Here is a 20,155-nt window from a genome sequence, read left to right as displayed (position 1 = left end):
GTGCTGATCGGCAACACCCCGCTGATGATCATCGTGGCCGCGCTGGTCACGATGGTGATCGCCGCGCTGCTGCTCTCCGGCGTGCTCCGGGTGCTGCTCATCGCGCAGGCGGTGTACTGGGCCATGTCCTACGTGGCGCGGCCGGTGGTGCTGCTGCTCGTGCAGCCCGCCGCGGCCTTCGGCGACAATGTGGCCGACCCGCGGCTGGTCGCGCTCGGCTACGACCGCGGCATCGAGAAGGCGCTCACCCCGGTGGCGTTCGGCCTGGTCGTCTACGCGCTGCTGCTGCTCGGGTACGCGCTGTGGTCGCGGCGCCGCGGCCGCGCGCCGCGGCCGGTGCCGCTGGCGGGCGATCCGGACATGATCGGCACGCTCGCCGTGCTCTACGTGCTCGGCACGCTGGCCCGGCTGGCCAGCGTCGCGAGCGGGTCGGCGGGCGCGGCGGGCGAGGTCGCCAGCGCCTCGCCGGTGCTGAGCCTGCTCGCCATGCCGGCCACGCTCGGCGCGGTCGGGCTGATCGTGCTGGCCCGGCCCGAGCGGAACCGGGACACCCTGCTGCTGCTCGGCTTCCTCGTCCTCGGCGAGCTGTGGTGGACCACCGCCATCCAGTCCAAGACACCGGTGCTCGGCGCGGCGCTCGCCGTCGCGGTCCGCTTCGCGCTCACCGGCTGGACCAGGCAGAAGGTGCTCGGCATCGGCGCGGTCTCGGTGGCCGGGATCGTCGGCTTCGACTGGCTGCAGTCGCTCAAGTCGACGCCGTACCTGCGCGCCCAGGCGGCGTCGGTGGACGCCGCCTACCCGGAGCCGGTGCGGCCCTTCCTCAGCCTGCTGCGCCGCTTCGACCTGCTGGAGGCGGCGACCGACGCCTACTTCACCGAGCCCGGCAGCTGGCTCACCCCGGACCAGGTGCTCACCGCGCTGGCCCGCAGCCTGGTGCCGGGGCAGCTGCTGTCCGGCGAGAAGCTGCAGGCCGGGACGGCGTGGGCGACCGACGTGCGCGGGGCGTCGGTGGACATGAGCCAGGTCTCGGTCTCGCTCGCGGAGGGCAGCATCCCCGAGGGGTACGTGCTCGGCGGCTATGCCGGGGTGGTGATCGGGGTGGTGTTCACCGCGATCGTGCTGATCGCGTGGTCCCGCGCGCTGTACGCGCGGCACCTGGTGCCGGTGCTGTTCGGGATCGGGCTGATCGAGGTGCCGGTGGTCTTCGAGCGCGGCATGCTCGGCACCGCCGAGACCCTCGGCAAATATCTGCAAGTGGTGGTACTGGCCTGGATGGTCCGCCTCGCGGTGGGCGAATGGCGGCGGCACCGGGAACGAACGACGGCGCCGGTGGCGGCAGGAGTCCCCGTGCCGGTGGGAAGCGAAGGAAAACAATGAGGGAACTCTCCGACTACCTGGCGATCGCACGCCGCCGCTGGCCGGTCCTGCTGGCCGGGCTGGTGCTCGGCATCGCGCTGGCGGCCTTCTCGGCGCAGTCGGCGCCGAAGTCCTACAGCGCCACCAGCACGGTGTACGTCTCGATGGCGACCGGCACCTCGGTGGCCGACTCCTACCAGGGCGGGCTCGCCGCGCAGCAGCGCGTGCGCTCGTACCTGGAGCTGGTCGGCAGCGACCACGTGCTGGACCGGGTGATCGGCCAGCTCGGGCTCGGGCTCACCCGCGACGAGCTGCGCGGCATGGTCACCGTGGACTCGCCGCCCGCCACCTCGCTGCTCCGGATCACCGTGACCGACACCGAGGCCGAGCGCGCCCGGCTGCTCACCGACGAGACCGTCTCGCAGTTCCGCGCGCTCGTCAGCGAGCTGGAGACGATCGAGGACACCGCCGCGCCGCAGGCCCGCGTCGCCGTGGTCGACCGCGCCGAGCGCCCGGCCGCCGCCGCGAGCGGGAACACCAAGCTGCTCGCGCTCGGCGCGGTCGGCGGGCTGGTCCTCGGCGGCGGGATCGCGCTGCTGCTCGAGCTGTTCGACCGCAGGGTGCGCACCGGCGCCGAGCTGGCCCCGCTCGGGCGGCCGCTGCTCGGCTCGGTCGCGCTCGGCACCGCCCGCGAGCGCGACGACCTGCGCGCGCTGCGCTCCCGGCTGCCGGAGGCCACGAAGACGGTGCTGCTCACCGGCATCGGCGCGCACTCCGAGCCCGCGCTCGCCATCGGGCTGGCCGGCGCGCTCGCCGCGACCGGAAGCCGGGTGCTGCTGATCGACGCCGACACCACCCGCACCGGCTCCTCGGCGCTGCTGCCCGCGCCGGAGATCGACTGGCCGGTGCGCAACGGCGTCCCGCAGCCGCAGCCCGACCTGGCACTGGTCGGCGCGGGGGAGGGGCCGGAGAACGCCGCGCAGCAGACCACCAAGCTGGATCTGCGCGCCATCCCGGAGAACAAGCCGCAGCCGGAGAAGGTCCCGGCCGCGGTCGCGGCCGCCTGGCACACCGGCGGGCTGGCCGCGCTGCTGCGCGGCGACGGCTCGGTGGAGGACGCCGTCACCCCGTGGCCCGGCGGCAACTTCTCGGTGCTCCCGCTCGGCGCCGCCGACGGCCAGACCTCCGACCTGCTCGCCTCCGGCCGGTTCGCGGCGGTGCTGCGCGCGGCCAGGGAGAAGTACGACCACGTGCTGATCGACGCCGCCGCCCCCGGCGACAGCGCGGACGCGGTCGCGCTGGCGAGCCGGGCCGCGAGCACCGTCGGCGTGGTGGTGCTGCGCGACGCCCGCACCGACCGGGCCGAGGCCGCGCTGGCCACGCTGACCGCGGCGGGCGCCACTATCACCGGGCTGGTCACCGTGAACACCGGCCGCGGCTGGTGGCAGCGGCTCACCCGGCGCAACCCCAAGCGCACCGCGCCCGCGGCGGAATCCGGGCAGGAGAAGTGAGTGGTTTGCGACGGCGGCACCTGCTCGCCGCTACCCTCGGCGCGGCCGCGGTGCCGCTGGTCGCCTGCGAGGCGCCCGAGGCACCGGCCCGGACCGGGCCGGTGAGCCCGACCGTGCGCAATGTGCGCGAGTTCGGCGCCGTCGGCGACGGCAAGGCCGACGACACCGCGGCCATCGCCGCCGCGGCGAAGACCGAGGGCGCCCCGCCGGTGCTCTACCTGCCCGCGGGCGACTACACCGTCACCGCATGGCCGGAGCTGCCGGACGGCGCCGTCGTCTACGGCGACGGCGCCGATCTCACCACGGTGTTCTGCGACCGGGACACCACGCTGGTCTCGCTCGAGGACAAGCAGCGGATCCGCTTCTCCCGCCTGGGCTTCTACCTCACCGGCGAGAACTCCACCGCCATCAAGCTCAGCAACTGCTTCCGGTGCAGCTTCGACCAGGTACTGGTGCGCGGCAACCACATCACCGAGAACCACCCCCGCTACCTGCGGCAGCGCGGCGTGGTGCTGGACAGCAACACCGGCGGCACCTCGTTCATCGACTGCGACATCAACAATTTCGGGGTCGGGCTGGTGACCTCGTGCATCCAGAACTACGTGACCTCGTCGAAGTTCACCAGCAACTGGGTCGGCGTGCTCGGCACCGGCAACGACCACAATGCCGGGCTCGCCATCAGCAACAGCGAATTCGTCTCCGACAACGACCTGACCACGACCGACCGGCACATCCTGATCGACGGCGCGGCCAACAACTGGTGGCTCACCAATGTCTGGTTCGAGGGCGCCGAGGTCGCGGTGCAGGTCGGGGTGGCCGGGCAGGGCGGGCCGTCGCAGTTCGGCATGGTGAACTGCAAGGCCTCCGCGCGCTCGGTCGTGCTCGACCTGGTGCACTGCCGCCAGCCCTACCTGGCGAACATCGCCTTCGACCCGGACCCGGGGCGGCGGCCGGTGGAGCTGCGCATCGACCCTGAGCGCTGCCCCGAGGGCACCGCCGTCAACCTCGTCTCCAGCGCGGGCGAGGACATCGACGCCGGCGCCTTCCCGGAGCATTGGCAGGTGATCGGCCGGGGCCGCGCGTACCGCCCGAGCTTCACCGGGACGGTGACCGCGCAGGCCGCGGGCGACAGCGAGATCCTGCGGGCGCGGGCCGCCGACGGTTCGGCGGTGGCGTCGGTGCTGCCGAACGGCGCCTACGTCTCCGACCGCGCCGACGCCGGGGTGGTGCTGCGCGATCCGGAGGGCGGCTACTGGCGGCTGGTGGTGGCGCCCGGCGGCGCGCTGAGCACCGCCCCGCTCGGCAAGGATCGGCCGGCCCGCTGACATGACCGCGCCGCTGCCCGAGCCCGCCGACCCCGCGCCCCCCGCCGGGCCGCGGTTCGCGGTGCTGCGCCGGGTTGCGGTGGGGCTGGCCGGGTTGCTGCTGGTACTCGGCGTGCTGACGGCCGCCGGGCTGCCGGTCTTCGTGCACCCGCAGGTGGATCCGCTGCGCCCCGCCGACGCCATCGTGGTGCTCGGCGGCACCCCCTACGAGCGCTTCGACCTCGGGCTCGAGCTGGCCGAGCGCGGGCTCGCGCCGGAGCTGGTCATCTCCGCCTCCACCGGGCTGAACGACCCGGTCATGGCGAAGTACTGCGCGGGCGAGCACCCGTTCCGGGTCTCCTGCTTCGAGCCGGAGCCGTGGACCACCCAGGGCGAGGCGCAGGAGATCCGGCGGCGCGCGGCGGCCGAGCAGTGGCGGCACATCATCGTCGTCACCTTCACCCCGCACGTCTCCCGGGCCAGGTACATCGTGGGCAAGTGTTTCGGCGGCGAACTGACCATGGTGGCCAGCCCGAGCCGCACCGACCTCCCTTTCACCGCCTGGATGTACATCCGCCAGAGCGCGGGCTATCTCAAGGCTTTCACCGAGATCGGCTGCTGAGGAGCGAGCATGACGGACTTCACGCGGAGCAATGCCGCCCAGGCGCGGCTGCACGAGCTGGTGCCCGGCGGCGCGCACACCTACGCCAGGGGCGCCGACCAGTACCCCGAGGGGATGGCGCCGGTGCTGGTGCGCGGCAGCGGATGCCGGGTCACCGACTGCGACGGCAACGAGTTCGTCGAGTACGGCATGGGGCTGCGCGCCGTCACGCTCGGCCACGGGTACCGCCCGGTGGTCGATGCCGTGGCCGCCGCCATCGCCGGGGGCAGCAACTTCTCCCGCCCCGCCGTGCTCGAACTCGAGGCCGCCGAGGACTTCCTGGCGCTGGTGCCCGCCGCCGACATGGTGAAGTTCGCCAAGAACGGGTCGGATGCCACCACCGCCGCGGTGCGGCTGGCCCGCGCCGTCACCGGCCGGGTCGCCGTCGCCGCCTGCGCGCAGCCCTTCTTCTCGGTGGACGACTGGTTCATCGGCACCACCGCCATGTCGGCGGGCATCCCCGAGCCGGGCACGATCTCCTTCCCGTACGGCGACGCCGCCGCGCTGGAGGCGGTGCTGCGCGGCGGTGACATCGCCTGCGTGATCATGGAGGCCGCGACCGCGCTGCACGAGCCGCCACCCGGCTACCTCGCCGCGGTGCGCGCGCTCTGCGACCGCTACGGCGCGCTGCTGATCTTCGACGAGATGATCACCGGCTTCCGCTGGGCGGCCGGCGGCGCGCAGGCCGTGTACGGGGTCGCGCCCGACCTGTCCTGCTGGGGCAAGGCCATGGGGAACGGCTTCCCGCTCGCCGCGCTCGCGGGCAAGCGCGAGTTCATGGAGCGCGGCGGGCTGCGCACCGGCGAGCAGCGGGTCTTCCTGCTCTCCACCACGCACGGCCCGGAGACCGGCGGGCTCGCCGCGTTCCGCGCCGTCGTGCACGCCTACGCCACCACCGACCCGGTCGCCCGGATGGAGCGGGCCGGGCAGCGGCTGCGCGCCGGATTCGAGGCGGTGGTCGCCGAGCTCGGGATCGGGGAGTACCTGCGGGTCGCCGGGCGCCCCTCCTGCCTGGTCTTCCAGACCCTCGACCCGGCCGGGCGGCCCTCGCAGGAATTCCGCACGCTGTTCCTGGCCGAGCTGCTGCGCCGCGGCGTGCTCGGGCAGTCCTTCGTGACCTCGGCCGCGCACACCGACGCCGATATCGACCACACCGTCGAGGCGGTGCGCGGCGCCGCCGCCGTCTACGCGCGGGCCCTCGCGCAGGGGTCGGTGGACGGCCTGCTCGACGGCCGCCCGGTCGCCCCCGCGCTGCGCGCCACCGCCGCGCCGCGCCGGCTCGCGGAGGTCGTCCGATGACTCCGCCCGCCAGGACACCGCACGAGCGCCCCGACGACGGGGCGGTGCGGGGCGACACCGTGGCACAGCCGCGAATCGCCATCGTGCACGAGCGCTTCACCGAGTACGGCGGCTCCGAGGCCGTGGTGGGCGAGTTCGCCCGCGCCTGGCCGCGGGCCCGGGTCTTCGCGCCCCTCGTCGACCCCGCCGCCGCCCCCGACATCGCGCACCCGCCCTGGGACACCATCGAGACCACCTGGCTGAACCGGCTGCACGCCGCCACCGGCCGCCGCTCGCACGCCCCCCTGCTCCCGCTGGTGCCGCGCGCGCTGCGCGGGCTGCCGCTGCGCGATGTCGACGCCGTCGTGGTCAGCCACCACGCCTTCGCCGTGCAGGCCGCGCTCGCCACCGACGCCCCCGTCATCGCCTACGTGCACAGCCCCGCCCGCTGGGCCTGGGACCCCGCCTTCCGGGCCCGCGAGGCAGGCGGCCCGCTCGGCCGGGCCGCACTCGCCACCCTCGGCGTGCTCGCCAAGCGCGCCGAGCTCGCCGCCGCCCCCAGCCTCACCGGCGTCGTCGCCAACTCCCGCGCCGTCGCCGACCGCGTCCGCGACTGGTGGGGGCTCCCCGCCACCGTCGTCCACCCCCCGGTCCGCCTCGACCGCTTCGCCCCCGACCCCGCCGTCCCGCGCGAGGACTTCCTGCTCTTCGCCGGCCGGCTCGTCCCCTACAAGCGCCCCGACCTCGCCATCCGCATCGCCCAGCGCACCGGCCGCCGCCTCGTCGTCGTCGGCGACGGCCGCTACCGCCGCCAGCTCGAGAGCCTCGCCGGCCCCGAGACCACCTTCCTCGGCGCCGCCCCCGACGACGTCCTCGTCGACATGTACCGTCGCTGCGCCGCCCTCCTCATGCCCGGCGTGGAGGACTTCGGGATCGTCCCGGTCGAGGCCATGGCCTGCGGTGCCCCGGTGCTCGCCGTCGGATCGGGGGGTGCGCTGGACACGGTGCTGCCGGGTATCAGCGGCGCCCACGTTCCCGCCGGTGCCGACGAAGCGGTGGTCGAGGGCTTCGCCGAGGTCATCGGCGCCCACGACGCGGCCGCCTACGCCCCGCAGACGGTGCGCGCGCACGCGGAGTCGTTCGGCCCGGAAGCCTTCCGGGCCAAGATGGTCGCGGTGGTCGACGAGGCGCTGCACGCCACCCCGGCCTGACCGCGCCGGCGGCCGGGCTCACTCCCTGATCAGGTCTGGCGCTCCGGCACGTACTCGTCCTCGTCGAGCCCGAAGGTCCAGGCGACCCCGGCCCTGGCGGTGGCGGTGCCCGGCGGCACCCGCAGCCAGTAGGTGCGGAAACTCCCGTCCGGCTCGGCGGTGGAGTTCACGACCTCGACCATGACCACGTCCTCGTCGCCGGGGAGCGGGATGCGCCAGAGGATGCCGGTCTCGTCGCGGTGCACGGGCTCGGCGTTGGATTCGGTGAGGTACCGGTCGTAGCCGAAGTGCTCGAGCATGACCCGGCGCAGCTCGGCGTTCTCCTCGACCCGGATGCGCTCGGGGGTCAGCGTGCTCAGGTCGGCGACGAGCTCGGCGGGGACCGGCATTCCGCTCCAGGCGTGCAGCGCGAACCCGTCGGGGTAGGCGAGCGCGGCGCCGTCGCCGCAGTGCAGCCGGCCCGCCTCGTCGCGCAGCAGCCGGACGGGCCGCTCGCTGAGCACGACGGCGTGCTCGTACGGCCACCACCACCCGGCGGCGCGGGCGACGCCGGCCACCCCGGCCAGGGCGGGGGCGCCGTCGAAGGCGGCGAGCCAGGGGGCGTCGTGCTGGCCGAGGACGGCGTCGAGCAGGAGCGCGCGGAGTTCGCTCTCGATCCGGGCGCGGGCCTTGGCGTCGGCCTTCGGTGCGAGGATGGCGTCGGCCTGGGTGGCGACGATCTGCTCGCGCACCACGGTGGTGAGGGCGCGGGTGAGGTCCCAGAGGCGGCCGCCGGTGTCGGCCCAGTGGGCCGCCCAGCCGTCCTGGCCGAGCTCGGCGGCGAGCCGGGCCCGCTCGGCCGCCCACGGCTTGGTGCGCACGCGATCGCGCACGGAGGCGCCGGGATTCGTCAGCCCGCGGACAGCGGTGACGGCGGCCGAGGGGGAGCCGGCCCAGATCACGGTGGTGGGCGCGGGCAGCCCGGCGCGGTGGTAGGCGAGCCGGACCGCGGCCTCGGCGGCGGGGCGGTCGGCGGGTGCGGCGGTGGCGGCGATCGCGCGCCAGGTCTCGGTGCTCATCGGGGCTCCCGCGCTCAATCGGCGACGATGCGGATGGCGGACGGGGTGTACTCGCGCTGCCGCACCACCCGGTACCAGCCGCGCGGCAGCGGGATGGCGGCGTGCTCCTCGTGGCTCAGCCGCCCGCCCTCGGGCAGGTGCAGCAGCATCCGCTCGGCGCCGGTGCGCACCAGCTTGCCCGGCGCCATCAGGGCGTGCGCGTGCCCGGTGACCTCGCCGAGCGCCAGCACCATCCGGCCGCGCGCGTCCCGCGGCTCGCCCGCGGCGTCGACCGCGTGCCGCGGCACCGACTCCTCCGGCACCGGCACGATCAGGACGTCTCCCTGTCGGAACATGGCTTCTCCCCGCGCTGTTCGCCGGCGCCCGCTGCGCCGGTCTCGGAGGGAAGGTAGCGCGGGGGACCGACAGGTCGCGGACCGTCGTGGTAGCCCTGCCGCGTCACCGAGACCCGGCACCCGGGAACTCGAGCGGATTCGGAGCGGAGATCGGCTAGCATGTTCCGGCAGATGTCACGTCCCCCGGCCGCGATCACGGTCGGGGCGCCAACGCCTCCGGAAACCGCTCGAACCCCGGACGTGAGCGCCTCGCCGTCGGCCGAAATCGATTCGAGTCGAGGGTGAGGGTCTGTGCGTATTTCTCTGTCGATCGTTGTCGCCGTACTGGTGGGGTGCGCCTCGGTGGCCGCACCCGCTTCCGCCGCCCCGCCCTACCCGGTCGAGCCGCCGCTGCCCGCGGCCCCGCCCTCCCCGCTGCAGGCGTGGATCGAGGGCACCGTGCCCGCGCCGCCCGCGGTGACCGACGAGGAATCGCTGTGGCGGGCGATAGCGCCGTCGCCCTCGGGTGACCCGATCCTCGATACCTGGCCCGCCGATCTCGCGGAGCGCGCCCCCGGGGAGGTCATCGAGGCCAGGGACGTCACGGTGCCGACCGCGCTGCGGGTCGGGATGCCGGTCGCCCGGTCCACGCTGCTCAAGTTCCGCTCCACCTCGGGGACGGGTGCGCCGTCCTTCGGGACCGCCACCCTGATCGTCCCGCTGGCGCCGTGGACGGGCCCCGGCCCCCGGCCGGTCGAGGTGAACGCGCTGCCGATCAATTCGCTCGGCACCCACTGCACCCCCGGCTACCAGATGTCGCACGACCTGCTGGACAAGCCGAACGCCGATCTCCCGGTCTTCCTGCCCGCCGTCCGGACCGCGCTGGGCAAGGGGTACGCGGTGCTGCTGCCCGATCACGAGGGCCCGTTCATGGCCTACGCCGAGCCGAACGTCGCGGCGCACGTCGTGCTCGACGCCATCCGCGCGGCCCGCGGCTTTCCGCCCGGCGAGCTCGGCGACAGCCGGTATGTGGCCATCGGCTACTCCGGCGGTGCCATCGCGGCCTACGCCGCGGCCATGAAGCTGGACGAGTACGCCCCGGAGCTGGCGGGGGTGCTGACCGGAGCGGCGGCGGGCGGGCTCGTCACCGACTACGTGAATATCGCGCACCAGTTCAACGGCAGGATCTCCTCGGGCATCCTGCTGACGGTGACGCTGGCGCTGGCGCGCGAGCACCCGGAGATCCTCCGGCACATCAACAACTCCGCCCAGTGGGTGGCGACCTCGCCGCTGCGCGATATCTGCGGCGAGACCTCCGGCCCGCTCGGCGTCGTCGGAATCCCGATCGAGACCGCCGCCGACACCGCCGCTCCGCTCGACAGCGAGTTCGCGGCGGCGCTCTTCCGGCAGTTCGACCTCACCGGGCGCACCTCCTCGGTACCGCTGTTCATCTACCACGGCGCGCACGACCCGTGGATCCCGCTCGGCGACGCCCAGCGCATGTTCCGCCAGCAGTGCGGGCGCGGCGTGCCCGGCGTGTTCCGGGTGGTGCCCGGTGAGCACCTGATCGGCTACGTCACCGGCGCGCCGGAGCTCGAGGGGTGGATCGACGGCCGCCTCCACGGCATCCCGGCGCCGAGCGAGTGCTGAGCGGCGAGGCGCGCGAAAACAGTGGTTCTCGGCCGTCCTGAACGGCGGGTCCGAGGCCCGGATCGGGATGCCGGTTCAACCGCCCGGTCGGTCTGTCGGGGCGGCTTGGTAGAACTGCTCCGACACCGAGACCCCGGCCCCTGGGAGCCCCGCGCATGACCGTCAGCGAACACCTCACCGAGTGGCACGGCCTGCCCGTGTTCGATTTCCCCGCCGCGAAGAGCACGGCCGAGCTGCCCGCCGCCGCCGAGGTGGCGTGGCGCATCGCCGTCGAGCCCTACGACGACGACCCGGAGAAGTGGACCGCCGCTTTCGCCCGCTTCCTCGCGGCGGTGGACACCACCGAGGTCACCGCGCTGATCGTGGGTCAGTGGGGCGAGGCGTACGAGGACAGCGTCGACATCGTGGTGGAGGCGCTGACCGGCGCTAAGGATCGCTTCCCTGCGCTGCGCGCGCTCTTCATCGGCGACATCACCTTCGAGCAGGCCGAGATCACCTGGATCGAGCAGGGCGACATCACCCCGCTGCTCGCCGCCTTCCCCGGCCTGCTCGCCTTCGGCGTCCGCGGCGGGCAGAACCTGGCCTTCCCCGCGGTCACGCACCAGGCGCTGCGCACCCTGATCGTGGAGGCGGGCGGCCTCGGCGCCGATGTGGTGCGCGGGATCGGCGCCAGCGAGTTCCCGGAGCTGGAGCACCTGGACATCTGGCTCGGCACCTCCTGGTACGGCGCCGACGCCACCGTCGACGACCTGGAGCCCTTCCTGACCGGCACCCGGCTGCCCAAACTCCAGCACCTGGCGCTGCGCAACAGCGACATCCAGGACGACGTCGCCGCCGCGCTGGCCGGTGCCCCGGTGGTGGCCCGGCTGCACACGCTGGACCTGTCGATGGGCACGCTCGGCAACGAGGGCGTCGAGGCGCTGCTCGGCGGCCAGCCCCTCACCCACCTGCGCAAGCTCGACCTGCACCACCACTTCGTCGGCGAGACACTGGCCGACCGGCTGCTCGCCGAGCTCGGCGCCGACGGCGTCGAGGTCGACCTCTCGGGCCGGGAGGCCGCGGACCGCGGCCGCGAGGACCGCTACACCGCCGTCTCGGAGTGACGCCGGTGCCCGCCCCGCGCATCGCGGTCGTCGGCGTCCCGGCGAACCGGCGCAGCACGCTGTTCCTGGAGGCGGCCGCCCGCGCCGGGCTGCCCGCGCCGCGGCTGGTGTCCTGGCGCTCGGTGCTGGCGGGCACCGCCGCCTTCGAGCCGGGCGAGCTGGTGCGGCTGGACTCGCCCGGCGAGGATCCCGAGCTCGACCGGCTGCTGCGCGGCCACACCGACTCCACCCGGGTGGAGGGCACCGCCCGCTGGTACCGGGGCTTCCTCGCCGCGGCGCGCGCGGTGGCCGAGCGCGCCGCCGCCGACGGCGCCGAGCTGCTCGACGCCCCCGACGATCTCGCCGTCCTCTTCGACAAGCGCCGCTGCCACGCGGTGCTGCACGCGGCCGGGGTGCCGGTGCCCGCCTCGCCCACCTCGGGCCCGGCGGCGGCGCCGGTGCGCGGCTGGGCGGATGTGCGGGCGCTGCTGGCCGCGCCGGGTATGCGCCGCGCCTTCGTCAAGCTCGCGCACGGCTCCTCGGCCTCCGGGGTGCTCGCGGTGGAGACCGCCGGCGGCGGCCGGGTGCAGGCACTCACCTCGGTGCAGCGCGACGAGCACGGCAGGCTCTTCAATTCGCTGCGGCTGCACCGGTATCGGAGCGAGCGCGAGGTCGCCGCGGTGATCGACGCGCTGGCCCCGGACGGGCTGCACGTCGAGCGCTGGCTGCCCAAGCCCGCGCTGCACGGCCGCAGCGCCGACCTGCGGGTCCTCGTGGTGGCCGGGCGGGCCACGCACGTGGTGGTGCGCACCGGCGGCTCCGCCATCACCAACCTGCACCTGGGCGGCGCCCGCGGCGATCTGGCCGCGGCGCGGGCGGCCGCGGGGGAGCACTGGGGCGGTGCGCTCGCGGTCGCCGAGGCGGCGGCGGTACGCTTCCCCGGCTTCTCCCGGGTCGGGGTGGACGTGCTGCCCGGGCTGGGCTGGCGCCGCTGGGCGGTCGGCGAGGTCAATGCCTTCGGCGATCTGCTGCCCCGGCTCACGGGGCTGCCCGGCAGCGGCGCCGAGGGCCTGGACACCTACGCGGCGCAGCTCGCCGCGCTCGGGAGGCGGCCGTGCCCGGCGTGAACCCCGATATGAACACCGTGATCGGCCACGACGACCTGCTCCTGGTCACCCTGGACACGCTCCGCTACGACGTGGCCGCCGAGCTGCTCGCCGCCGGGAAACTGCCGAACCTGGCCCGGCACCTGCCCGGCGGGGAGTGGGAGCGGCGGCACGCCCCCGGCAATTTCACCTTCGCCTCGCACCAGGCCATGTTCGCGGGGTTCCTGCCCACCCCGGCCGCGCCCGGCCCGCACCCGCGGCTCTTCGCCGCCCGCTTCGAGGGCAGCGAGACCACCGCGCCCCGCACCTGGGTGTACGACACCCCCGACCTGGTCTCCGGGCTGGCCGCCGAGGGGTACCGGACGGTGTGCCTCGGCGGGGTCGGGTTCTTCAACAAGCGCGGCCCGATGGGGTCGGTGCTGCCCGGCTACTTCCAGGAGAGCCACTGGTCGGAGGAGTTCTCGGTGGCCGCGCCGGGTTCGTTCGAGGCCCAGGTGGCGGCGGCCGAGCGGGTGGTGGCGGCGCTGCCGGCCGAGCGCAGGCTCTTCCTCTTCGTCAATGTGTCGGCGCTGCACCAGCCCAACTGGTTCCACCTGCCCGGCGCCACCCGCGCCGACGGCGACAGCAGGGCCACGCACGCCGCCGCGCTGGAGTACGTGGACCGCCACATCGGCAGGCTCTTCGCCGCCGCGAGCGCCAGGCGGCGCTGCTTCGCCATCGTCTGCTCCGACCACGGCACCGCCTACGGCGACGACGGCTACACCGGCCACCGGCTCGGCCACGAATCGGTGTGGACCGTGCCCTACGCCCAGTTCTTCCTCGGGGGACCCGCATGACCACCGCTCTCGCCCTGCGCCCGTACCGGAGCTACGTCTACGGCTACCCGCACAAGACCGCCTACCGGCCGCTCGGCCCGGCGCGCCCCGCGCTGCGCGACCTCTGGGCGGACGAGCCGAAGGACGCGCTCTCCTTCTACACCCACCTGCCGTTCTGCGAATTCCGCTGCGGCTTCTGCAATCTCTTCACCCGGATCGGCGCCCCCGGCGACCTCACCACCCGCTACCTGGACGCCGTCGAGCGGCAGGCCGTCGCGGTCCGCGCCGCGCTCGGCGACGGCCGGGTGCACTTCGCCACCGCGGCCTTCGGCGGCGGCACCCCCACCTTCCTGAGCGCGGCCGAGCTCGCCCGGCTCTGCGATATCGCCGAGCACCGGATGGGCGTCGACCTGCGCGCGGTCCCGCTCTCGGTGGAGACCTCGCCCGGCACCGCCACCCCCGACCGGCTGGCGGTGCTCGCCGAGCGCGGCGCCACGCGGGCCAGCATCGGCGTGCAGAGCTTCGTCGAGCCGGAGGCGCGGGCGGCGGTGCGGCCGCAGCGCCGGGACGAGGTGGAGACGGCGCTCGCCGCCATCCGGGGGTCCGGCATTCCGGTCCTGAACATCGACCTGATCTACGGCATCGACGGGCAGACCGCCGCCACCTGGCGCACCTCGCTGGACGCGGCGCTGGCCTGGCGCCCGGAGGAGCTGTACCTGTACCCGCTCTACGTGCGCCCGCTCACCGGGCTCGGCAGGCGCACCCCCGTCGCCGAACAGGCGTGGGACGCCCAGCGCCTCGCGCTCTACGCCCAGGGCCGGGATCACCTGCTTGGCAACGGCTACGAGCAGGTCTCCATGCGGATGTTCCGGCGCGTCGGTGCGCCGCGCACCCCGGCCGACCACGCCTGCCAGACCGACGGCATGGTCGGGCTCGGGGCGGGCGGCCGCTCCTACACGGCGGGGCTGCACTACTCCTTCGACTACGCGGTGGAGACCCGCGCGGTCCGCGGCATCGTCGACGAGTACACGGCGACCACCGACTTCACCCGCGCCGAGGTCGGCCGCGCGCTCGATCTCGACGACCGGCGCCGCAGGCACCTGCTGCAATCGCTGCTCCAGGCCGCGGGCATGGACGTCGCCGGCTACCGGGCCCGCTTCGGCGCGGCCCCGCACGAGCACTACCCGGCCGAGCTGGCCGAGTTCGCCGAGCGCGGCTGGCTCGACGTCGATACCGGCCCCGGCCTGCTCCGGCTCACCCCGGAGGGGCTGGCCTGGTCGGACGCGCTCGGCCCGCTGCTCTTCTCGCCCGGCGTGCGCGCCGCCATGGACGCGTACCGGCCGCGGTGACGCCGTGCCGCTGACCATCCTCTACCGCGGCCCGCTGGCCTCCTGCGACTACGACTGCCCGTACTGCCCGTTCGCCAAGCGCCGGGACAGCCGCGAGCAGCTGCGCGCCGACCGCGCGGCGCTGGAGCGCTTCGCGACCTGGGTGGCCGGGCAGCACGGCGACCCGCTCTCCATCCTCGTCACCCCGTGGGGCGAGGGGCTGGTGCGCTCCTGGTACCGACGCACGCTGGCCGAGCTCTCCCACCTGCCCCAGGTGCGCCGGGTCGCCATCCAGACCAATCTGAGCTGCCGCACCGGCTGGACCGCCGAGGCCGACCCGGAGACGCTCGCGCTCTGGTGCACGTACCACCCCGGCCAGACCCCCTACGAGCGGTTCCTCGGCAAATGCCGCGAACTCGCGGCGGGCGGCATCCGCTACAGCGTCGGCATCGTCGGCTTCCCCGCGCACCTCGACGCGGGCCGCAGGCTCCGCGCCGACCTGCCGGAGCACGTCTACCTGTGGGTGAACGCCCCGGAGGGCCACCCGCTCACCGACGCCGAGGCCGCCGCCTGGACCGAGCTCGACCCGCTCTTCGGCTACAGCCGCTTCCCGCACAGCTCGGCGGGGCTGCCCTGCCGCACCGGCGAATCGGTGATCTCGGTGGACGGCGACGGCACCGTGCGGCGCTGCCACTTCGTCCCCGAGCCGCTCGGCAACCTCTACGACGGCTCGTTCCGCGCCGCGCTGCGCCCGCGCGGCTGCCCGCTCGCCGCCTGCGACTGCCACATCGGCTACGTGCACCTGGAGACGCTGCCGCTCTACGACGTCTTCGCCGGTGGTGTGCTGGAACGGATTCCGGCCGCGCCGACGGCCCTGTCGCTGGCACCGATCGCCCGCCGCGCCGAGACTGGGAGCGGTCGCTGACGCGACCGCGACGAAAGGGAGCACGATGAACGCGAACGAGATCCTCGCGGCGGCGACGGATTCCATCACGGTCCGGCGGGTCTACGGCGAGCCGATCGAGCGCGACGGGGTACTGGTGATCCCGGCCGCCGCGGTGAGCGGCGGCGGCGGGAGCGGCGGCGGCGCCAAGGCCGACGGCGAGCACGGCGAGGGCGCCGGCTTCGGGGTGAGCGCCAAGCCGGTCGGCGCCTTCGTGATCAAGGACGGCTGCGTGCGCTGGCGGCCCGCGCTCGACGTCAACCGGCTGGTGCTGGTCGGCGGCGCGCTGGCGCTCTCCGGGCTGCTGGTCGGGGCAGGCATTTCGATCACCGCGATCCGGGGCAGCCGGTAGACGTCCCCTCAGCACGAGCCGATCGGCCGTCGCCGCGATGACCTTCGGCACTGCGGCGCGCGGCCCCGGCCGTGGTGGCATGGAGGCGACCGATTCGAGCGGGAAGGCGGGTGGCCGGGTGACAGAGCGCGAGCCGTGTCCGAGCACCGGTGATCCGGTCCGGCACACCGTCGAACTGGGACGCGCCGAGGCCATGCGGCTGCTGGCAGGCGTGGCGTACGGCCGGATCGTCTTCACGCACAACGCGCTGCCCGCCATCCGGCCGGTGAACCACCTGGTGGACAACCAGGTCATCGTGGTGCGCACCGCGCTGAGCTCGGGCTTCTCGCACTCGGTGCGGGAGGACCGGTCGATGGTGGTGGCCTACGAGGCCGACGAGATCGACCCGGCGCTGCGGCTCGGCTGGTCGGTGGTGGTGACCGGGCTCGCGTACCCGATCACGGCGCCGTCGCTGGTCGCCGAGTACGGCAGCAGGCTGCGGCCGTGGGTGCACCGGCAGCTGGACTCCCTGATCGCCATCGAGCCCACCCTGGTCACCGGCACCGCGCTGGTCGAGGCGGCCGCGGCCTGAGGGTCAGCGCGTGATCGTCAGCACCTCGTCGAGGTGCAGCCGCGGCGTCGGCTCGGGGTGCTCCCCGGCGGGCGCCGTGCCGATCCGCACCAGCACCTGCGGCACCCCCGGCCTGCGCAGCATCCCGGTGAGCTGGGTGCGCACCCGGCGGCTTTCGGTGAGGTGGGTCAGCGGGCAGCACGCGGCGCCGCTCGCCGCGCACTCCAGCAGGATCGCCGAGAGCGCCTCGCCGGTCCGCAGCCACTGCTCGGCCCCCTCGGCGGCGCTGCTGAGCACGATGAGCGCTGCGCCATCGGGGTGCTCGCGCCCGCCGCCCGCCCCCGCCGCCGCGAAGCTCAGGCCGCTCGCCCCCTCGGCGGCGGAGGTCCGGCCGGTCGACTCCGGCGCGGCGAAGCTCCGGCCGAGCGGCACCGCGGCCGCCTCGGCGCCGCTGGCGAGCGCGGTGGCGGGCACGCCGACGTCGCCGGGGTGGCCGGTCCACCAGCGCAGCTCGTCGCGGTACCCGGGGTCCGCCTCGGCGGCTGCGCCGACCAGGGCCGATGCCGCCGCCAGCCGCGGCCCCGCCGCCTCGTCCAGCTCGTCGACCTCGACGAAGTGCGGGGAGGCGAGCATCCGGAGCCGGTGCAGCAGCTCCGGCCAGCGCGCCGGCGGGAGCAGCGGCAGCCGGTCGGTGCGGCGCCCGGCGATGGCCGCCGCCCGGCGCAGCACGCCATCGGGCGGGGCGGGCCAGGGCCGGAAGCGCAGCGTCGCCAGCCGCTCCCGGCGCGCGGGGTCGGGCAGCCGGACCAGGTCGGTGCGGTAGCCGCGCGCGCCGAAGACGGTCCTGGCGTGGTGCAGCACCGCGCCGCAGCTGATGGTGAGCTGCCTGCCGTCCGGGTCGGCGACGGCGAGCCGCCGGTCCGGGTCGGCGGCCAGGTGCAGCACGGCGGCCTCCAGCTCCCACCGCCACGGCTGGGTGTTGTGCACCGAGGGCGCGCGGTTCGCGAGGCGCAGCGCCGCCCGGATGTCGTCGTCGGCGGGGCGGGGCAGGGTCTCGTGCGCGGCCATGATCAGAAGTCTTCGCCGCGCGCCGAGCCGCGGCTACGGCACTTCGAGACCGGAATCCGGGGCCTTTGGTCCCACCCGCCCCGGCTCAGCCGCCGTGCGCCACCAGCACCGGACAGTGCGCCCGCTGCACCAGCGCGGTGCCGGTGGAGCCGAAGAGCAGCCCGGCGAAGCCGCCCCTTCCCCTGTTCCCGACCACCAGCAGCTGCGCCGCCCGCGACCAGCGCAGCAGGTGGTGCCGCGGCCCGGAGAGGTAGAGCTCGCGGCGCACCGCGACCTCCGGGTACTTCTCGCTCCAGCCCGCCAGCTGCTCGCCGAGCAGCCGCTTCGCGGTCGCCGCCAGCTCGGGGTCGTCGATGCCGTCCGGCGCCCCGGCGAACTCGCCGTACGGCAGGTCGATCCAGGAGTGCAGCGCCACCAGGTCGGCGCCGCGCGCGCTCGCCTCGGCGAAGGCCGTCGCGATGGCGGGCGCGCAGGCGGTGCCGCCGTCGACCCCGACCACCACCGGGCCCGGCGCGGCTGTGCGCCGGTCGAACTCGGGGTCGCGTACCACCACGACGGCGCCGCGGCCGTGCGTGCCGACCGCGAGCAGCGTGGAGCCGAGCTGCGCGGCGGTACCGCCGGTCCCGGTGGCGCCGAGCACCACCATGTGCGCCCCGGCCGAACGCTCGATCAGCGCGCCCGCCGGGGCGCCCTCGGCCAGCTCGGTCCGCACCCGGACCGCGGGCGCGGTCCGGCGGGCCAGCGTCGCCGCGGCGAGCAGCACGTCGCCCGCCCGGATCCGGAGCGCGCCGACCAGCGGCGCCGCCCCGGACAGCGCGCGCACCGGCTCCAGGTCGACGGCGTGCACCAGCCGCAGTGTGCGGCCGCGGGCGGCGGCGGTGGCGGCCGCCCAGCGCACCGCGCGGTCGCTGCCCGCCGAGCCGTCCACCCCCGCCACGATCGGCGCCGCGACGTGCGGGGGTGACTCATCGAAGCGAACGGCCACGGTCAGCTCCTCTCGGCGGGCCGCGGTTCGGCCCCGGCTCCGAGTCTCGACGGCGCGACGACCGATCGGTACGGCCGTGCGCCCCGACCCGATGGTGGCTTTGGTCCCCGGCTCGCAGTGCCGGTCGGCCCGGGCCCCCGGCGTACCCGCGCGCCGCGGGCTTCGCGGACTGTTGACGGAATACTCTGCGCGGCAATATTTTCGGCGGATAGGGTGCTGGACATGAACCACAAGGTCTGGTTGCTCGGGCGGTCGTTCGGAGTCGGTGCGCACATCCTGGGGGAGCGGGTGACCCGGCCGCGCGCCCGCGCGGTGGACGACGTCCCGGTCTCCGGCGCCACGCTCACCCCGGAGTGGCTGACCGCGGTGCTCTGCGGTGCCGTGCCCGGCGCGGAGGTGCTCGAGTACGAGGTGGCGGGCGGCAGCGTCGGCACCGCGACCCGCACCGCGCTGCGGGTCACCTACAACGATGCCGGGCGGGCGGCGGGGCTGCCCGAGGCGCTCTTCGCCAAGACCACCACCGCTTTCGCCCAGCGCATCCTGCTCGGCGGCGGGCAGATGATCGACGGCGAGACCCGCTTCTTCCGCGATTTCCGCCCGCAGGTCGAGATGGAGGCGCCGATCGGCTACTGGGGCGCCGCCGACCCCGGCTCCTGGCGCTCCATCGCGCTCATGGAGGACATCGCCGCGACCCGCGGCGCCGAGTTCATCGAGCCGACCGCGCGGATCGGCCGGGACCGGATGGAGGACCTGGTCCGCAACCTCGCCAAGCTGCACCGCACCTTCTGGCGGCACCCGGACATCGCCGATCTCAAGGACACCAAGCAGGCGCTGCGGGCCTACCTGGCCGCCATCGATATGCGCAAGCGCTGCGAGGTCGGGCTGCGCCGGGCCGAGGCCGTCATTCCGGAATCGCTGCGCGGCAACGCCGATCGGCTCTGGGCCGGGGTCGAGCGGGCGATCGCGCTCGCCACCGACGAGCTGCCGCCCACGCTGCTGCACGGCGACCCGCACATCGGCCAGACCTACGTCACCGCCGCGGGCCGGATGGGGTACGTGGACTGGCAGGTGGTGATGCGCGGCGGCTGGGCGCACGACTTCGCCTACACCGTGAACTCCGGCTGCGACCCGGCCGACCGGCGGGAGTGGGACCGCGAGCTGCTCGCCGCCTACCTGGACGAGCTCGGCGCCGTCGGCGGCGAGGCGCCCACCTTCGACCAGGCCTGGACGGCGTACCGGCAGCAGGCGCTGTTCGCCTACGCGGCCTGGGCCTTCACCATCGGGCGCGCGGTGTACCAGCCGAAGATGCAGTCCGAGCAGACCTGCCTGACCCTGCTGGAGCGGATCACGGCGGCCATCGACGACCACGAATCGCTGACCGCGCTCGGGGTCTGAAAACCCGGCTCCCGCCCCGTTTCGCGGCGGTCAGCGAACTCGAAATACGTTCTGCCAAGTATGTTCTCGGCCCGGTGCGCGACCGCGTGCCGGGCTCGATAGCATCGAGCGGTCCCGGCTCGCGCCGGTCGACATTCGAGGGGGAGCGGCCGTGCCACGGCGTTGTGGTGCGCGGCCCGCCCGTACCG

19 protein-coding genes are annotated in these 20,155 nt (G+C 74.9%); 15 read left to right on the top strand and 4 right to left on the bottom strand.

What is annotated here, in order from left to right; translation table 11 throughout:
* From AB0H71_RS07000 to AB0H71_RS06975, 6 genes are read left to right on the top strand one after another with little or no spacing between them, the layout of a single operon-like run.
* Entirely contained in the window at positions 1 to 1,377 is a 1,377-nt protein-coding gene (locus tag AB0H71_RS07000) for a hypothetical protein (RefSeq protein WP_357015765.1), read from the top strand.
* Positions 1,374 to 2,867, top strand: a complete 1,494-nt coding sequence (locus tag AB0H71_RS06995) for a protein tyrosine kinase (RefSeq protein ID WP_357015762.1) — start codon at positions 1,374 to 1,376, stop codon at positions 2,865 to 2,867. Before AB0H71_RS07000 ends, AB0H71_RS06995 begins: the two co-directional genes overlap by 4 nt.
* A complete protein-coding gene (locus AB0H71_RS06990) occupies positions 2,864 to 4,192 on the top strand; it encodes a glycosyl hydrolase family 28-related protein (RefSeq protein WP_357015760.1) in 1,329 nt (442 codons plus the stop codon). Before AB0H71_RS06995 ends, AB0H71_RS06990 begins: the two co-directional genes overlap by 4 nt.
* Position 4,193: 1 nt before the next feature.
* Positions 4,194 to 4,793, top strand: coding sequence for a YdcF family protein (locus AB0H71_RS06985; protein ID WP_357015757.1), 600 nt, complete (start codon positions 4,194 to 4,196; stop codon positions 4,791 to 4,793).
* Between the two features lie 9 nt (positions 4,794 to 4,802).
* Positions 4,803 to 6,131: a glutamate-1-semialdehyde 2,1-aminomutase gene (locus tag AB0H71_RS06980; RefSeq protein ID WP_357015754.1), complete on the top strand. Its 1,329-nt coding sequence runs from the start codon at positions 4,803 to 4,805 to the stop codon at positions 6,129 to 6,131.
* Between the two features lie 59 nt (positions 6,132 to 6,190).
* Positions 6,191 to 7,321 (top strand): glycosyltransferase, encoded by a 1,131-nt coding sequence (locus AB0H71_RS06975; RefSeq protein ID WP_357016217.1) that lies wholly within the window; start codon positions 6,191 to 6,193, stop codon positions 7,319 to 7,321.
* 29 nt (positions 7,322 to 7,350) lie between these two features.
* Here AB0H71_RS06975 and AB0H71_RS06970 read toward each other — a convergent pair whose 3' ends face one another.
* Together AB0H71_RS06970 and AB0H71_RS06965 are read right to left on the bottom strand one after the other, a co-directional pair.
* Positions 7,351 to 8,379: a DUF6745 domain-containing protein gene (locus AB0H71_RS06970; RefSeq protein WP_357015751.1), complete on the bottom strand. Its 1,029-nt coding sequence runs from the start codon at positions 8,377 to 8,379 to the stop codon at positions 7,351 to 7,353.
* A gap of 14 nt (positions 8,380 to 8,393) precedes the next feature.
* Positions 8,394 to 8,714, bottom strand: coding sequence for a hypothetical protein (locus tag AB0H71_RS06965; RefSeq protein WP_357015747.1), 321 nt, complete (start codon positions 8,712 to 8,714; stop codon positions 8,394 to 8,396).
* 342 nt (positions 8,715 to 9,056) lie between these two features.
* Between AB0H71_RS06965 and AB0H71_RS06960 the strand changes: the two genes are divergently transcribed.
* From AB0H71_RS06960 to AB0H71_RS06925, 8 genes are all read left to right on the top strand, one after another.
* Positions 9,057 to 10,343, top strand: coding sequence for a lipase family protein (locus AB0H71_RS06960; RefSeq protein ID WP_357015744.1), 1,287 nt, complete (start codon positions 9,057 to 9,059; stop codon positions 10,341 to 10,343).
* A gap of 155 nt (positions 10,344 to 10,498) precedes the next feature.
* Entirely contained in the window at positions 10,499 to 11,446 is a 948-nt protein-coding gene (locus tag AB0H71_RS06955) for an STM4015 family protein (RefSeq protein WP_357015741.1), read from the top strand.
* 5 nt (positions 11,447 to 11,451) lie between these two features.
* A complete protein-coding gene (locus AB0H71_RS06950; RefSeq protein WP_357015739.1) occupies positions 11,452 to 12,552 on the top strand; it encodes an STM4014 family protein in 1,101 nt (366 codons plus the stop codon).
* On the top strand, positions 12,540 to 13,367 hold the full coding sequence (locus AB0H71_RS06945; protein ID WP_357015736.1) for an STM4013/SEN3800 family hydrolase: 828 nt from the start codon (positions 12,540 to 12,542) through the stop codon (positions 13,365 to 13,367). The genes AB0H71_RS06950 and AB0H71_RS06945 overlap by 13 nt, the downstream gene beginning before the upstream one ends.
* A complete protein-coding gene (locus tag AB0H71_RS06940; RefSeq protein WP_357015733.1) occupies positions 13,364 to 14,695 on the top strand; it encodes an STM4012 family radical SAM protein in 1,332 nt (443 codons plus the stop codon). Before AB0H71_RS06945 ends, AB0H71_RS06940 begins: the two co-directional genes overlap by 4 nt.
* A 4-nt stretch (positions 14,696 to 14,699) precedes the next feature.
* On the top strand, positions 14,700 to 15,599 hold the full coding sequence (locus AB0H71_RS06935) for an STM4011 family radical SAM protein (protein ID WP_357015730.1): 900 nt from the start codon (positions 14,700 to 14,702) through the stop codon (positions 15,597 to 15,599).
* A gap of 25 nt (positions 15,600 to 15,624) precedes the next feature.
* On the top strand, positions 15,625 to 15,969 hold the full coding sequence (locus tag AB0H71_RS06930) for a spore germination protein GerW family protein (protein ID WP_357015727.1): 345 nt from the start codon (positions 15,625 to 15,627) through the stop codon (positions 15,967 to 15,969).
* Between the two features lie 193 nt (positions 15,970 to 16,162).
* Positions 16,163 to 16,540 carry a pyridoxamine 5'-phosphate oxidase family protein gene (locus tag AB0H71_RS06925; RefSeq protein ID WP_357016215.1) on the top strand — a complete coding sequence of 126 codons (378 nt, stop codon included), beginning with the start codon at positions 16,163 to 16,165 and terminating at the stop codon, positions 16,538 to 16,540.
* A 3-nt stretch (positions 16,541 to 16,543) separates the two neighbouring features.
* Here AB0H71_RS06925 and AB0H71_RS06920 read toward each other — a convergent pair whose 3' ends face one another.
* Positions 16,544 to 17,587 carry a hypothetical protein gene (locus AB0H71_RS06920; RefSeq protein ID WP_357015724.1) on the bottom strand — a complete coding sequence of 348 codons (1,044 nt, stop codon included), beginning with the start codon at positions 17,585 to 17,587 and terminating at the stop codon, positions 16,544 to 16,546.
* Between the two features lie 85 nt (positions 17,588 to 17,672).
* A complete protein-coding gene (locus AB0H71_RS06915) occupies positions 17,673 to 18,572 on the bottom strand; it encodes a universal stress protein (protein ID WP_357015721.1) in 900 nt (299 codons plus the stop codon).
* Positions 18,573 to 18,794: 222 nt separating this feature from the next.
* Here AB0H71_RS06915 and AB0H71_RS06910 point away from each other — a divergent pair, with 222 nt between their 5' ends.
* Positions 18,795 to 19,967: an aminoglycoside phosphotransferase family protein gene (locus AB0H71_RS06910; protein ID WP_357015718.1), complete on the top strand. Its 1,173-nt coding sequence runs from the start codon at positions 18,795 to 18,797 to the stop codon at positions 19,965 to 19,967.
* Positions 19,968 to 20,155 lie beyond the last annotated feature (188 nt).

Origin of the sequence: Nocardia sp. NPDC050697 (genome assembly GCF_040654395.1) — a bacterium.
Classification (GTDB): domain Bacteria; phylum Actinomycetota; class Actinomycetes; order Mycobacteriales; family Mycobacteriaceae; genus Nocardia.
This window is presented reverse-complemented; position numbering and strand designations above follow the sequence as displayed.